Origin of the sequence: Arthrobacter sp. NPDC057009 (genome assembly GCF_042673905.1) — a bacterium.
In the GTDB taxonomy this organism is placed as follows: Bacteria; Actinomycetota; Actinomycetes; order Actinomycetales; family Micrococcaceae; genus Arthrobacter.
In genome coordinates, this window is record NZ_JBHUSB010000001.1 from 548,116 (window position 1) to 562,141 (window position 14,026).

12 protein-coding genes and 1 pseudogene are annotated in these 14,026 nt (G+C 67.9%); 5 read left to right on the forward strand and 8 right to left on the reverse strand.

Features of this window, described 5'->3' with window-relative positions; genetic code table 11:
• Window positions 1-58 precede the first annotated feature (58 nt).
• The 5 genes and pseudogenes from rimI to ACFTR6_RS02560 form a co-directional block, all read right to left on the reverse strand.
• Window positions 59-478 (reverse strand): annotated as a pseudogene (rimI, locus tag ACFTR6_RS02540) (ribosomal protein S18-alanine N-acetyltransferase); the annotation flags it as partial.
• 119 nt (window positions 479-597) lie between these two features.
• On the reverse strand, window positions 598-1,269 hold the full coding sequence (gene tsaB, locus ACFTR6_RS02545; RefSeq protein ID WP_377956759.1) for a tRNA (adenosine(37)-N6)-threonylcarbamoyltransferase complex dimerization subunit type 1 TsaB: 672 nt from the start codon (window positions 1,267-1,269) through the stop codon (window positions 598-600).
• A complete protein-coding gene (tsaE, locus tag ACFTR6_RS02550) occupies window positions 1,269-1,868 on the reverse strand; it encodes a tRNA (adenosine(37)-N6)-threonylcarbamoyltransferase complex ATPase subunit type 1 TsaE (protein WP_377956760.1) in 600 nt (199 codons plus the stop codon). The genes tsaB and tsaE overlap by 1 nt, the downstream gene beginning before the upstream one ends.
• Entirely contained in the window at window positions 1,865-3,133 is a 1,269-nt protein-coding gene (gene alr / locus ACFTR6_RS02555) for an alanine racemase (RefSeq protein WP_377956761.1), read from the reverse strand. The genes tsaE and alr overlap by 4 nt, the downstream gene beginning before the upstream one ends.
• An 80-nt stretch (window positions 3,134-3,213) precedes the next feature.
• Window positions 3,214-4,305, reverse strand: a complete 1,092-nt coding sequence (locus ACFTR6_RS02560; protein WP_076801330.1) for a carbohydrate kinase family protein — start codon at window positions 4,303-4,305, stop codon at window positions 3,214-3,216.
• 125 nt (window positions 4,306-4,430) lie between these two features.
• Here ACFTR6_RS02560 and ACFTR6_RS02565 point away from each other — a divergent pair, with 125 nt between their 5' ends.
• The 4 genes from ACFTR6_RS02565 (at window position 4,431) to ACFTR6_RS02580 (ending at window position 10,229) form a co-directional block, all read left to right on the forward strand.
• Window positions 4,431-5,915, forward strand: coding sequence for a 6-phospho-beta-glucosidase (locus tag ACFTR6_RS02565; protein WP_377956762.1), 1,485 nt, complete (start codon window positions 4,431-4,433; stop codon window positions 5,913-5,915).
• 188 nt (window positions 5,916-6,103) lie between these two features.
• The gene (mshA, locus tag ACFTR6_RS02570) at window positions 6,104-7,381 is read left to right on the forward strand and encodes a D-inositol-3-phosphate glycosyltransferase (RefSeq protein WP_377956763.1); all 1,278 of its coding nucleotides are present in this window, start codon (window positions 6,104-6,106) and stop codon (window positions 7,379-7,381) included.
• 21 nt (window positions 7,382-7,402) lie between these two features.
• Window positions 7,403-9,106 (forward strand): formate--tetrahydrofolate ligase, encoded by a 1,704-nt coding sequence (locus ACFTR6_RS02575; RefSeq protein WP_377956764.1) that lies wholly within the window; start codon window positions 7,403-7,405, stop codon window positions 9,104-9,106.
• A 166-nt stretch (window positions 9,107-9,272) separates the two neighbouring features.
• On the forward strand, window positions 9,273-10,229 hold the full coding sequence (locus ACFTR6_RS02580) for a hypothetical protein (protein WP_377956765.1): 957 nt from the start codon (window positions 9,273-9,275) through the stop codon (window positions 10,227-10,229).
• Window positions 10,230-10,340: 111 nt separating this feature from the next.
• On the opposite strand, the gene ACFTR6_RS02585 is transcribed toward ACFTR6_RS02580, so the two are convergent.
• Entirely contained in the window at window positions 10,341-10,877 is a 537-nt protein-coding gene (locus tag ACFTR6_RS02585; RefSeq protein ID WP_076801318.1) for a DUF2306 domain-containing protein, read from the reverse strand.
• A 99-nt stretch (window positions 10,878-10,976) separates the two neighbouring features.
• On the opposite strand from ACFTR6_RS02585, the gene ACFTR6_RS02590 reads away from it, so the two are divergent.
• Entirely contained in the window at window positions 10,977-11,600 is a 624-nt protein-coding gene (locus ACFTR6_RS02590) for a MerR family transcriptional regulator (RefSeq protein WP_377956766.1), read from the forward strand.
• A gap of 111 nt (window positions 11,601-11,711) precedes the next feature.
• On the opposite strand, the gene ACFTR6_RS02595 is transcribed toward ACFTR6_RS02590, so the two are convergent.
• Window positions 11,712-12,797, reverse strand: coding sequence for an inositol-3-phosphate synthase (locus ACFTR6_RS02595; protein WP_076799957.1), 1,086 nt, complete (start codon window positions 12,795-12,797; stop codon window positions 11,712-11,714).
• 179 nt (window positions 12,798-12,976) lie between these two features.
• Entirely contained in the window at window positions 12,977-14,017 is a 1,041-nt protein-coding gene (gene mgrA, locus ACFTR6_RS02600; protein WP_377956768.1) for an L-glyceraldehyde 3-phosphate reductase, read from the reverse strand.
• Window positions 14,018-14,026 lie beyond the last annotated feature (9 nt).

Genomic DNA, 14,026 nt, shown 5'->3' on the forward strand with positions numbered 1-14,026 from the left:
TGTCCTGGTGCCCTACGTCCTCTTGCACAATTTCATGGTGCAGCGTGAGCACGTCCTCCAGCTGCAGCCGCATGATCAGGGCATCGACGCCGTCGCGGTAGTACCGCTTCCGCACGTGGATCTGCTCAAAGCCGAAACGGACGTACAGCTGCTGGGCGCGCGGGTTGTCCGCACGGACCTCCAGCAGGATGTCCGCTGCGCCGCGGCGGCGCCCCTCGGCGATCAGGTCGGTGAGGAGCGCTGTGCCGATGCCCCTGCCCTCATATTCGGGCACGACGGCGATGGTCTGGACGTCCGCGATCGGCTCGACGCACATGAGTCCCGCGTAGCCGACGATGCCGTCCGGCCCCTCGGCCACAAGGTATCTGCGGGTCTCCGGCTGCACCAGTTCGTCCCAGAACATCTGCAGCGGCCACGCGTCCACCGGGAACAGCCGGACCTCCAGCTCGTGGACGGCGGGGATGTCGCCGGGAAGCATGTCCCGGACGGTCACGCCTGAGTCCAGCTGGCGGGGCAGGACGGGAGCGTTGCCGGGTGTGGGGTCGCCGGGTGTCGAGTCGCCGGGTGTCGGACTTCCGGGTGAGTCAGGCAGCAGGTTCACAGGGCACGCTTCCGGGGGCCGGGGACCTGGGCGTCGGACTCACGGAGGTAGAGCGGCGTGGAGTCCAGGAGCTGCTCCCCCGCCGCGAGCCGCGCCAGCGCGAACTGGCCCAGGTACAGGGCGTCAGGCTGTTCGGTGCTGAAGTCGGGGTCCGCCCGGACATCCCCGGGGTAGAGGCCTGCACCTGCGCCGTAGGCCGGCAGGTCGGGAAGGTCCGCGGCAAAACCAACGTGCGGCCCGTCCGTGAGCGTTGGCAGCTGGCCCGCGGCCAGGGTGTAGCGCGCCCAGTAGACCTCCTTGCGCCGGGCGTCGGTGGCAACGAGGAACTCGGCGGGCGCGTCGGTGGACTCCGCGACTTCCAGGGCGACGGCGTCGAGGCTCATCATGCCGTGCAGCGGGGTGTTCCAGACAAACGCGAGGGTACGCGCCGTCGCGATGCCGGACCGGAGGCCGGTGAAGGGGCCCGGCCCCACTCCCACGACGATGGCGTCGATGTCGGCCCCGGTCACTCCGGCGTCCGCCAGCAGCCGCTCGATTCCGGGCGCGAGGACCTCGGCGTGGCTTCTGGTGTCTTCGGTGGAGAAACTGCCCACCACGCCTTCCAGCGCATCATCGGACACCAGAGCGGCGCTGGCCACGGCCGACGTGTCAATAGCGAGAATGAGCATCAGGAGATTCCTTCCGCCGCCAGTACCGGCTGTTCGGCCCAGCGCGGCCCGAAGCCGCGGATGATGATGGTGCGGGCCTCGTCGTCGTCCTCCGACTCGAAGTCCAGGGCGCCGTTCCCGGTCTGGTGGGCAGGGGCGGCGCCGCCCAGCTGGCGGTGCAGTTCCACCTCGAGCCGGCTCTCGGTCAGGTGCTCCACGCGGTCACGGCCCCACTCCACCACGGTCACGGCCGAGTCGAGCGTGTTCTCCAGGTCGATGTCATCAATTTCCGCTGCAGATCCAAGACGGTAGGCGTCCACGTGCACCAGGTCCGGCCCGCCCGGCCGTGGCCCCTCGGGAAGGTTCGGGTGGATGCGCACCAGCACGAAGGTCGGGGAAATGATGCCCTCGCGGACGCCCAGGCCCTCACCGAGGCCCTGGGTGAAGGTCGTCTTGCCGGCGCCCAGTTCGCCGGTAAGCACCAGCAGGTCCCCCGCCCGGAGCACCCCAGCCAGAGCCGCGCCGAGCGCATGGGTCTGGTCCGCCGTCGTAACCGTCAGGGTCTGGACCCACAGCGGAGCGCCGCCGCTCTCCTTACCGCCGGTTTCCGGGACACTCATGGCGCCGGCGCTTCGGTTGCGGCCGCTCCGCTGTCCCGCGCTTCGCTCACGGGCGATTCGTTGATGAAGGTGCGGGGAACGCGAGGGCTGATGCGGGTGACGATCTCGTAGTTGTTGGTGCCGGCCGCGCGGGCCCAGTCATCGGCCGTCGGGCCGCCGTCGGAGCCGTCGCCGAACAGGACTGCCTCGGCGCCGAGGACGGTGTGGCCGCCCCGGGTCACGTCCAGCGGGCCCAGGTCGATCACCATCTGGTCCATCGCGATCCGTCCCACCACGGGGTAGGTGACGCCCTCCACCCGGACAGGGCCTCCGGTGGCGACGCGGGGCACGCCGTCGGCATAGCCGAGCGGGATGAGCCCCAGCGTGCTCTCGCCGGAGGTGTGGTAGTTGAAGCCATAGGAGACGCCCTGGCCGGAGTGCACGTCCTTGCAGTGGGAAACGACGGTGCGCAGGGTCATCGCGGGGCGGAGGCCCAGTTCCGCGGACGTCTGCCCCTCGAACGGCGAGAGTCCGTAGATCCCCAGCCCCACGCGGACCAGGTCAAAGTGTGTGTCCGGCCGGGACAGCGTGGCCGGGGTGTTGGCCAGGTGGCGCACTTCGGGGTCCACGCCGGCGTCCTCGGCGATAGCCAGCACCTCACGGAACGCGGCGAGCTGGTCATCCGTTTCCGGGCGCTCGGGCTCATCGGCGACGGCGAGATGGGAGAAGATGCCCACTACGCGCAGCAGCCCCTGGTCCTGGTATTCCACCGCTTCGCCCACCAGCCGGTCCCATACCTCCACCGTGGCGCCGTTGCGGCCCAGTCCGGTGTCCACCTTGAGGTGGACGCGTGCCGGGCGTTCCTGCTCGCGGGCGGCGGCCACGATCCGGTCCAGCTCCCAGCCGGAGCAGCCGATGTCAATCCCTGCGGCCACCGCCGCGCCGAAGTTGCTTTCGGGGGTGTGCAGCCAGGCGAGCAGGGGCGCTTCGATCCCTGCTGCCCGCAGTGCGAGCGCCTCGGAGATGTGGGCGACGCCCAGCCAGCTGGCGCCGGCCTCAAGGGCAGCGCGGGCCACCGGCACGGCACCGTGCCCGTACGCGTCGGCCTTGACCACCGCCATCACCTTGGCCGGCTCCGCGGCTGCGGCGAGCCGCCGGACATTGTGCCGGATGGCCTCAAGGTCTATCACGGCGGAGCGTTCATGGGCCGGCCGGGTGGAACCGTCGAACGTGCCGCGCGGGCCCGTTATTGCCGGGCGGTCTCCTGTTGCTGCTGGATAAATCACTCTACTGATTCTAGTGCTGGCGCTTCGGGCCGAATAATTGCCCGGAAAACATAGTGCCGGTCGTGTGGACGGCCGGCTCCTCAGGCGTCCGAGAGGTGCGCGATGGTGGCGGACGCGCGGCGCTGGGCCTCCTGCGGAACGTCCCGGACAATGTCGGCGAGGAAGGAGTAGCGGCGCAGCCATTGGCTGCCGCGGCGCTCCGGCCGGGCGTTGGCGCGCTTCCACCAGTCGGCAATGTCTCCCCAGCCCGGCGCCGCGAGGGAGCCGCCCACCTCCTGGACGGCCAGCGCGGCACAGAGGTTGGCGAACCGCAACCGGTCGCCGAGGCGCCATCCCGCCAGGCTGCCGACGATGAACGCAGCGCCGAAGCAGTCCCCGGCACCGGTCGGATCGAAGGCGGCCACAGGCAGCGAGGGCACCCATTCCTCCTCGCCGGTTTCCGAGTCGACGGCCACCGCTCCCTGCGCCCCCAGCGTCACCACCGCCACCGGCACCCGGTCCGCGAGGGCATAGAGCGCCGCCCAGGGATCGTTTTTGCCGGTGAAGGCCATAGCCTCGCGCTGGTTGGGCATGAAGGCGTGGAAGTACTGCAGGTTCTCAAGCCGCGCGTTGGCCCACTCGCCGGTGGGGTCCCAGCCGACGTCGCCGAACAGCTTCACTCCCGCCTTGTGCGCCGCGAGCGCCCACGGCTCCAGTTCATGGCCCAAATCCGCAACGGCCGCCAGGGCGCGGGGCGGATCCCCGATCAGCTCGGAAGCAGTAACCGGCGCCGGGTGCCCGTGCGTGACCATGGACCGGTCGTGGTCCACGCTAAGCGACACTGTCACCGGCGAGTGCCAGCCCGGGACCCGGCGGGACAGGGACAGGTCCACGTGCTCCTGCCCGGCCAGGATCTTCCAGTTGTAGTCCCCGTAGCCGTCATCGCCGAAGGCCGCCGCCAGCCCGGTGCGCAGGCCCAGCCGGGCCGCGGCTATCGCCTGGTTCGCGACGCCGCCGGGGCAGCTGCCCATCCCTTCGCTCCAGATTTCGGTTCCGGGTTCGGGCGCGTGCGGCAGTCCGGTGAAAATGATGTCCTGAAAGACGGTCCCGGCCAGCAGCACATCGAACTCCCCGGCCGCCTGGGTTCGGACGGCCGCGAGGGGATCGAAACGGCGTGCGGGATTCGCCTCCATGCTCGGCACATTACGCCACGGACCTTGGCGTTGAAACCCCGCGAAGTGGGGGTCCGGCGGCGCCGGGCCGCTTTGCGCACGGCGGCTCCTGCCCCGTTGCCGGCTGCGGCGCATAGACTCCTGCCATGCGGCTCATGATCGCCGGCGGCGGCGGATTCCGGGTTCCCCTCGTTTATCGTGCCCTGAGTTCCGGGCCCTATTCCGGCCTGGTCAGTGAGGTGGTGCTGTACGACGTCGACGGCGGCCGCCTGGCCGCCATCGAGGCCGTCCTGAGGTCCATGTCCTCGGAGGCGGGCGGTGCGCGGAACGGAAGTCCCGCCGTCGGACCTTCCCCCGGGCGTCAGCCCGCGGTGACATCCACCACGTCCCTCCCCCGCGCCCTGAACGGGACGGACATCGTGTTCGCCGCCATCCGCCCGGGCGGAACTGCCGGGCGCGTCGCCGACGAACGTGTGGCCCGGGACCTCGGGCTGCTGGGGCAGGAGACCACCGGCGCCGGCGGCATGTCCTACGCCCTGCGGTCCATCCCGGCCATGCTGGAGCTGGCCGCCGCCATGCGGACGCACTGTCCCGACGCCTGGCTGGTCAATTTCACCAACCCGGCCGGGATGGTCACCGAGGCGCTGGTTCCTGTGCTGGGCCGGAGAGTGATCGGCATCTGTGATTCCGCGAGCGCCCTGGTGCACCGCGCCGCCCGGGCGGCCGGGGCGCCGCTGCCGCCGGGAAGGCTCGACGGCGTGGGCTACTTCGGGCTGAACCATCTCGGCTGGCTGTACCGGCTCGAGCGCAACGGCCGCGACCTTCTTCCCGGCCTGCTGGCGGATGCGGACGCCCTGGCGGGCTTCGAGGAGGGCAGGCTGTTCCCGCAGCCGTTCCTGCGCGGTCTCGGGCTGCTGCCGAATGAGTACCTGTTCTACTACTACGAGGCGGCTCGCGCGGCGGCGGGGATGCGGGCCATGGCCCTGACCCGCGGCGAATCGATCCACGGCCAGCAGGCGGAGCTGTATCCGCGGCTGGCAGCGGCCGGGGACGAAGCATACGGCCTGTGGGAGGCGGCGCGGCTCTCGCGCGAGGAAGGGTATCTGGCCGAAGCCAGGACCGGGGGCGAGCCGCGGCACCCCGAGGATCTTGCCGGCGGCGGCTATGAGCAGGTGGCGCTGGCGGTGATGCGGGCGGTGGCAGGCGCCGGCGATGCGGGCGCCGGCGGTGCTGGCGCCGGCGGTGCTGGCGCCGGCGATGCTGGCACCGGCACCCAGCTGATCCTCAACACCCCAAACTCCACCCGACAGTCTTCGACCGGCCCGGGTGGCACCCGGGCCGCGATTCCCGGGTTGCCGGCGGACGCCGTCGTCGAAGTCCCCTGCACCGTCACGCCGGAGGGGGCAGTGCCTCTGCCGCAGGACAGGCCCGATGCACCGCAACTGGACCTTCTGCGGCAGGTCAAGAATGTGGAACTGCTCACCGTCCGTGCGGCAACCACCGGTGACCGCAGTGCGGCACTGGAAGCCTTCGCCGGGCACCCCCTGGTGGGCTCCGCGGAGCTGGCTGAGGCGCTGCTTGCCGGCTACGAAAGAGCGTTTCCAGGGCTGGCCGCACTGTGGCGCCGCTGAGGCGGGTGGCCGGGCGAGCCGCTATTTAACCTGCGCGTGCAACATGCGCGGTCCTCCTGCCGCGGACGGCACCGGGTTTTACGCAAGCCCGCACGCGAGCAGCGGCCGCCCGGCCGCCGTCGCACCGGCGCTTCAGGAGTAGTGTTTTATTCGATGCAGTCCCAGCAGCACGGAGAGGAGGGAGGGCCATGTCTGTGATCAAGCGAGTGGCTTTCCTGTCCCTGCATACCTCCCCCATGGAGCAGCCGGGTTCCGGGGACGCCGGCGGCATGAACGTCTATATCCGCGGCCTCGCCTCCGCCCTGGCCGAAACCGGCGTCGAAGTGGAAATCTTCACCCGCTCCACCTCCGCCGGTCAGCCCGCTGTCGAACACCCGGACCCCGGCGTCTGCGTCCACAACGTCCTGGCCGGCCCGCCCCGCAAACTCCCCAAGGAGGAACTGCCGGAACTGCTGCACAGCATGGTGGCCGAGATCGAACGCATCCGCGCCCAGCAGCCCCACGGCCGCTATGACCTCATCCACTCTCACTACTGGGTCTCCGGCGTCGCCGGCCTCGAACTCTCCGAGCTCTGGAACGTTCCGCTCGTGCACACCATGCACACCATGGCCAAGGTGAAAAACCTCCTCCTGCACTCCGGCGAGCAGCCCGAGCCCCGGCGCCGCGAGGACGGCGAACACCGCATCGTCGACGGCGCCACCCGCCTCATCGCCAACACCACTGCAGAAGCAGCCGAGCTGGTCTCCCACTATGGCGCCGATTTCGACCACATCGACGTCGCACCCCCCGGTGTCGATCTGGCTGTCTTCACCCCGGCGTTCCGCGCCGCCTCCCGTGCCGCCCACAGCATCAGCCCTGACACCTTCCATATTCTCTTCGCCGGCCGGATCCAGCGGCTCAAAGGCCCGCAGATCCTGCTCAAGGCCGCCGCCCTGCTCCGCGAGCGCCGTCCGGACATCAACCTGAAACTGACCATCCTCGGTGCCCTCAGCGGCGCCAAGGACTTCAACCTGACGTCGCTTGTCAGCGCGGCCGGAATGGACGACGTCGTGACGCACCACCCGCCCGTCAGCGCACCTGAGCTGGCTGGCTGGTTCCGCTCGGCCGACGTCGTTGCCATGCCCTCCTTCAGCGAATCCTTCGGCCTGGTGGCCCTCGAAGCCCAGGCCTGCGGCACCCCCGTGATCGCCACCCGCGTCGGCGGCCTCACCCGCGCCGTCAGCCACGGCCGCACCGGCCTGCTCGTCAACGGACACCACGCCTCCGACTGGGCCGACGCCCTCGAAGCCCTCCACGACGACCCCGCCACCCGGCACAACATGGGCACCGCCGCCGCCATCCACGCCGCCAACTCCGGCTGGCAACGCACCGCCGCCATCACCCTCGACAGTTACCACGCCGCCATCGACGAACACGCCTCCAGCCACCCCATGGCCGCCGTCTACGGGTCACAGCTCACCGGCTGAGGCCAAACTGAAAGGACAACGATGTCTGACAGCACTCCCCCGAGCAGTACCGTCACTTCCCTGAGCGACCTGGAGATTGCCCGCCGGGCAGTGCTGCAGCCCATCGAGGACATCGCCGCGGCCGCAGGCATCGATCCCGATGCCGTGGAGCACTACGGCCGGTACAAGGCCAAGATCGACCCCGCCAAACTGACCGCCCCGGCGCCCGCCGGGAAGGTGGTCCTGGTGTCGGCGATGTCGCCCACGCCGGCCGGGGAAGGAAAATCGACCACCACTGTGGGGCTGGCGGACTCCCTCGCCCGGGCGGGCCACAAGGTCATGGTCGCGCTGCGGGAGCCCTCACTCGGCCCCATCCTCGGCATGAAGGGCGGGGCCACGGGCGGCGGGCTGTCCCAGGTGCTGCCCATGGACGAGATCAACCTGCATTTCACCGGCGACTTCCACGCCATAACCTCGGCTAACAATGCCCTCATGGCCCTCGTGGACAACCACATCTACCAGGGCAACCAACTGAACGTTGATCCGCGCCGGATGACGTTCAAGCGGGTCCTGGACATGAACGACCGCTCGCTTCGAGAAATAGTCATCGGACTGGGCGGGGCCACCCAGGGGGTCCCGCGCCAGGACGGCTTCGACATCACCGTCGCCTCCGAAATCATGGCCGTGTTCTGCCTTGCCACGGACGTGGCGGACCTGCGGGACCGGCTGGGCCGGATCACTTTCGGCTACACCTATGACCGGACGCCGGTTACCGTGGCGGACCTGGGCGTGCAGGGCGCGCTGACGCTGCTGCTCAAGGACGCGATCAAGCCCAACCTGGTCCAGACCATCGCCGGCACCCCGGCACTGGTCCACGGCGGCCCGTTCGCGAACATCGCCCACGGCTGCAACTCGCTGATCGCCACGCAGACCGCCCGCCGTCTGGCCGACATCGTGGTTACGGAGGCTGGGTTCGGCGCGGACCTGGGCGCGGAAAAGTTCATGAACATCAAGGCGCGCATCGCGGATGTGGCACCTGCCGCCGTCGTGGTGGTGGCCACCGTGCGCGCGCTCAAGATGCAGGGCGGGGTGGCCAAGGACCGGCTCAGCGAGCCGAACGTCGAGGCGCTGGCGGCGGGGGTGGTTAACCTGCGCCGGCATGTGCGGAACGTGGAGCGGTTCGGGGTGACGCCGGTGGTGGCGATCAACAGGTTCCCGTCCGACACCCCGGAGGAGCTCGACTGGCTGCTCGGCTGGTGCGCCGGCGAGGGCATCCAGGCGGCCGTGGCCGACATCTGGGGACGGGGCGGTGGCGGCGACGGCGGCGATGAGCTGGCTGCCAAGGTCGCCGCTGCCGTGAACGGGCCGTCAGCGTTCCGGCATCTCTATCCGCTGGACATGCCTGTGGAGGACAAGATCCGAACCATCGTTCAGGAGATCTACGGTGCCGACGGCGTGGACTTCTCCGTGCCTGCCCTTCGCCGGCTGGCGGAGATCGAGAAGAACGGCTGGTCCGGGCTGCCTGTCTGCATGGCGAAAACCCAGTACTCGTTCACGGACGACGCCTCGAAGTTGGGCGCGCCCAAGGGCTTCACCATCCACGTCCGCGACCTCATCCCCAAGACCGGCGCCGGCTTCATCGTGGCCCTGACCGGGGCAGTGATGACCATGCCCGGCCTGCCCGCAGTTCCGGCGGCAATGCGGATGAACGTGGACGACGCCGGCAACCCCGTCGGCCTGTTCTAGACCCTCTCTCACTCCCTGCCGCCCCCACCCAACCCTCTCTCACTCCCTGCCGCCTTCCACCCAACCCTCTCTCACTCCCTGCCGCTTTCCACCCAACCCTCTCTCACTCCCTGCCGCCTGTGGATAACTTCTGCAGCCCTACCTCAAGTTGCGTCACAATGCCTGCATGGAAATGCGCGACAGCTTACCGCCACGTTTGGCATCAGCTCCGTTCACCTTCGACTTGGCTCGAGCCGAAGGCATTCCCCCGTCGAGACTGCGGCGTCGCGACGTGGTCCACGTGGGGCGTGGACTCTACCGCCCGTGGGACTGGGACTTTGACCTTGAGGCTGCGGCGCGGGCGCTGTCTGAGGTTTCGCCCGGCGCCTGGATCTCACATGTCACGGCGGCCCGGCTCCGCTGCCAGCTGCTCCCGCCGTGGCTGGCGGACTCTACTGAACTGCATTTGAGCAAGCCGAAACGCCTGCCCCCGGCGCGTCGCACGGGAGTGCTCGGCCACACCGTACTGGCCGAAGAAGGCGAGATTGAAACGGTCGATGGTATCCGGCTCAGTACCCGCTCCCGAACGTGGCTGGATCTGGCACGACGGCTGCCGCTGAAAGACCTGGTGTGCATGGGCGATCAGATAATCCGCATTCCTCGGCTGGAGTTTGAGGGCCGGACAGAGCCCTTCGATACGTTGCACGGATTGCGTTCCCTGGTTCTGCGGCACCCCAATCTGCAGGGCGTTGTCCGTGCCCGAGAAGCCTTGGACCTGATGCGGGTGGGTGCAGATTCGGCGCCGGAAACCATGCTGCGCTTAGCGATGGTGGACGCTGGCCTTCCTGAGCCTGATCTTCAGCTCACGCTGAGAAGCGGCGACCCGTCGTCGCCGTCGGCCGATCTTGGATACCGTGCCCGCCGGCTTGCCATCCAGTACGACGGCGACCATCACCTCGACGAGGCTCAGATCTTTAGTGATAAACGGCGAGATAAAGCGTTCGAAGCAGCGGGATGGATTGTCCTGACTGTAAAAAAGGATGACCTTGCCGATGGTTTTGAAGGGGCGGTTACCCGCATCAAGCGGGCACGGCGAATGGCGCAGCTGGATCATCCTCACGCTGCGGGCTTTGCCGATGGGTGAGGGAGCGTCGCCGTCGAAGCCGCAGAAAGTGATAGCGGGTGGCACGAATGCCTGCAGCAAATGATAGAGCGTCCCCTCAGGGCGTACTGCTTCGGTTTGCTACCCGTCCACTTAGGGACCAGTCTTAGGAGCGCGGTCGGCGCCTCTTGCGGCAAGGGCCACTGTTTGTCCCGTCGGCTGCGATCCACTCCCCTCACGGCCTCCGCGGCGCAGCGAAAGGAAGACGACGGCGGTGCTGAGCGCCACCAGCGCGGTCACATACAGGGCTGTCGGAAGATCCTCGGCCAGGAGACGCGGAATCGCGCGGCCCGGGGCCGAGACAGCGAAGCCGAACGCCACGACGATGCCGATGTAGCTGCCGATCATGTTTCCCCGGTGCGCCGGGATGTTCCGGCGCACCGCGCTGACGAGCCCGAGCGTCACAGTCACGATCGTGAACGCGGAGAGTCCGTGAAGCCAGCTGAAATGCCCGTCACGGACGATCCAGAAGCTGCTGAAGCAGACGTAGTACATCGCCGCGACCCACAGGTGCCCCATCGTGCGGTGGACGCGGTCGCGGCGCCGCCGAAGGATCTGCACAGGGCCGATGGCGAGGACAAAAAGGGCGCCGATCACGTGGCTGGCCAGCAGTACATTCCAAGGCTCCATACCCCTAGGATAGAAGCACTATCCAGTGCTGTAAATCAAGATAGCCAGCGGCGCAGCAACTATCCAATGAGTCGATTGCCGCCGGGGAACGGAGCGGACATGCAGCTGAAGGAGCTCAGCGAGCGGACAGGGGTTTCCCCTGCCAGCATCAAGTTCTACCTCCGGGAAGGGCTGCTGCCCGCCGGCCGTGCAGTCCACGCCACCCGGGCCGAGTATTCGGAACAGCACGTGAGCCGGCTGGAACTGATTCAGGCGCTGCGGAACGTGGTAGGGCTGCCCATCGCCAAGATCAGTTCCCTGGTCAGAATGGCCGACGACGGCGAACCCCGCCTTGAGGTCTTGGCCGCGGTGCAACGTACGGTGCTGGGCCTCGACGAGGTGAGCACAGAGCACGGTGACGTGCGGACGCCGGCGGGTGACGCCGTCGTACGTTTCCGGAACTGGCCGGACGTGCCGAGCGACGCCAGGAATGCCCTCAATGCCCAGCTGGTCGTCATGGAAGACCTCGGCGTACCCGTCACGGCTGAGTTGCTCGACGCCTACAGCGAGGCGGTGGACGCCATTGCCGCCGTGAACATTTCGGCCACGACCGAGCCGGAGGACGTAAACCAGCTGATCATGACGGCGGCCGTCGGCATGCACCTGCACGGCCAGCTGGTCCTGAAGCTGCTGGCACTCGCGCATGCCAGCCACGCGATCCGGCGCTACGAAAACGAGGCTTAACGCGCGATGCTCCCCCACCCGGAGGTGAGAGAGCATCGTGTCAAAACCTGCAGGGAGTAATAGGGCGTCGGCCTGAAACCTGCAGGAAGTGATAGAGCGTCGGGAAGGGGTTTAGCGGTCCAGGTCGCCGCGGATGAAGGCCTCGACCTTTTCGCGGGCGAGGTCGTCGTTGAACTGCTCCGGCGGGGACTTCATGAAATAGCTCGACGCCGAGACCAGCGGACCGCCGATGCCCCGGTCCAGGCCGATCTTCGCCGCACGGATCGCATCAATGATCACACCGGCCGAGTTCGGCGAGTCCCACACCTCCAGCTTGTACTCCAAAGACACCGGCGCGTCACCGAAGTTCCGGCCCTCCAGGCGCACGAACGCCCACTTCCGGTCATCAAGCCACTGCACATAATCGGACGGACCGATGTGCACATCCTTCGCCGACAGCTCCGCCTCAACGTTCGAGGTCACGGCCTGGGTCTTGGAAATCTTCTTCGACTCCAGCCGGTCACGCTCCAGCATGTTCTTGAAGTCCATGTTCCCGCCCACGTTCAGCTGGTACGTCCGGTCCAGGGTCACACCCCGGTCCTCGAACAGCTTCGCCATCACCCGGTGCGTGATGGTGGCCCCGATCTGGCTCTTGATGTCATCACCCACAATCGGGACACCGGCTGCGGTGAACTTATCCGCCCACTCCTTGGTGCCCGCGATGAACACCGGCAAAGCGTTCACGAACGCCACCCCGGCATCGATCGCGCACTGGGCGTAGAACTCCGCAGCCTCCTGCGACCCCACCGGCAGGTAGCAGACCATGACGTCCACCTGCGCGTCCTTGAGCGCCTGGACCACGTCAACAGGCTCCTCGGTGGACTGCTCAATGGTCTCAAGGTAGTACCGGCCCAGGCCGTCCAGGGTGTGGCCGCGCTGCACCGTCACACCGGTCGGCGGGACCTCGGCCAGCTTGATCGTGTTGTTCTCACTGGCCAGGATCGCATCCGCCAGGTCATGCCCGACCTTCTTGCCATCGACATCAAACGCGGCCACAAACTGCACATCACGGACGTGGTACCTGCCGAACTCCACATGCATCAGACCCGGAATCGTGGCCCGCGGGTCAGCATCCCGGTAGTAATGGACACCCTGAACCAGCGAAGCGGCACAGTTACCCACACCGACAATAGCTACACGAATCGGATTCGAAGACACGGAACTCCTTTGAGAACAAACTTCATGTGCCCTGCGCGTCAATACCTTGTTGTACAACGGCGTCTGACGGGCACCGCGCCACGCGGCGCGTTTATCAGTCTAACCAAACGCCGCCGGGGCCGGCTTTGTTCCCGCCGTCCCCGGCCGCTTGATTACGCGCTTCTTTTTGGACGTCCCGTTCAGACCCGCTGTGCCCAGAGGTTGATGTCGGATTCGACGGCGAACTCGTCGATCGCGGTCAGCTCCCCGGCGCTGAATTCCAGGTTGTCGACGGCGGCCAGGCTGTCCTCGAGCTGCCTGACGCTGGATGCACCGATGAGCGCCGATGTCACCGGGGAGCCCTTGGGCTGGTCGCGGAGGATCCAGGCGATGGCCATCTGCGCGAGCGACTGTCCGCGTCCGGCGGCGATGGCGTTCAGTCCCCGGACCCTGCCCAGCTTGTCCTCCGTCAGGGCCGATTCGGAAAGGAACCGTGCCTTGGCCGCGCGGGAGTCGGCGGGCACGCCGTTGAGGTACCGGTCGGTCAGCATGCCCTGGGCCAGCGGCGAGAACGCGATGCAGCCGGCGCCCACCTGGTCCAGCGCCTCGTAGAGGTTCGGCGAGCCGTCCTCCGTCCAGCGGTTCAGCATGGAGTAGCTGGGCTGGTGGATGAGCAGCGGCGTGCCGAGTTCCTTCAGGATGCGGGCGGCCTCGAGCGTCTGCTCCGGGGTGTAGGAGGAGATGCCCGCGTACAGGGCCTTGCCTGAGCGGACCGCGTAGTCCAGCGCGCCCATGGTCTCCTCCGGGGGCGTCTCCGGGTCCGGGCGGTGGCTGTAGAAGATGTCCACGTAGTCCAGGCCCATCCGCTGCAGCGACTGGTCCAGGCTGGAGATCAGGTACTTCCGGGAGCCCCACTCACCGTACGGACCGGGCCACATGTGGTAGCCGGCCTTGGTGGAGATCACCAGCTCGTCGCGGTAGGGCCTGAAGTCGTCCTGCAGGTGGCGGCCGAAGTTGGTCTCCGCGGATCCGTCCGGCGGTCCGTAGTTGTTGGCGAGGTCGAAGTGCGTAACGCCGAGGTCGAAGGCGCGGCGCAGGATGGCGCGCTGTTCGTCGAAGCGCTTATCGTCGCCGAAGTTGTGCCACAGGCCCAGCGAGATGGCCGGCAGTTTCAGGCCGCTGCGTCCGACGCGGCGGTAGGGCATGGTGCTGTAGCGGGTGTCCAAGGCCACATAAGTCATGCGCTCCAT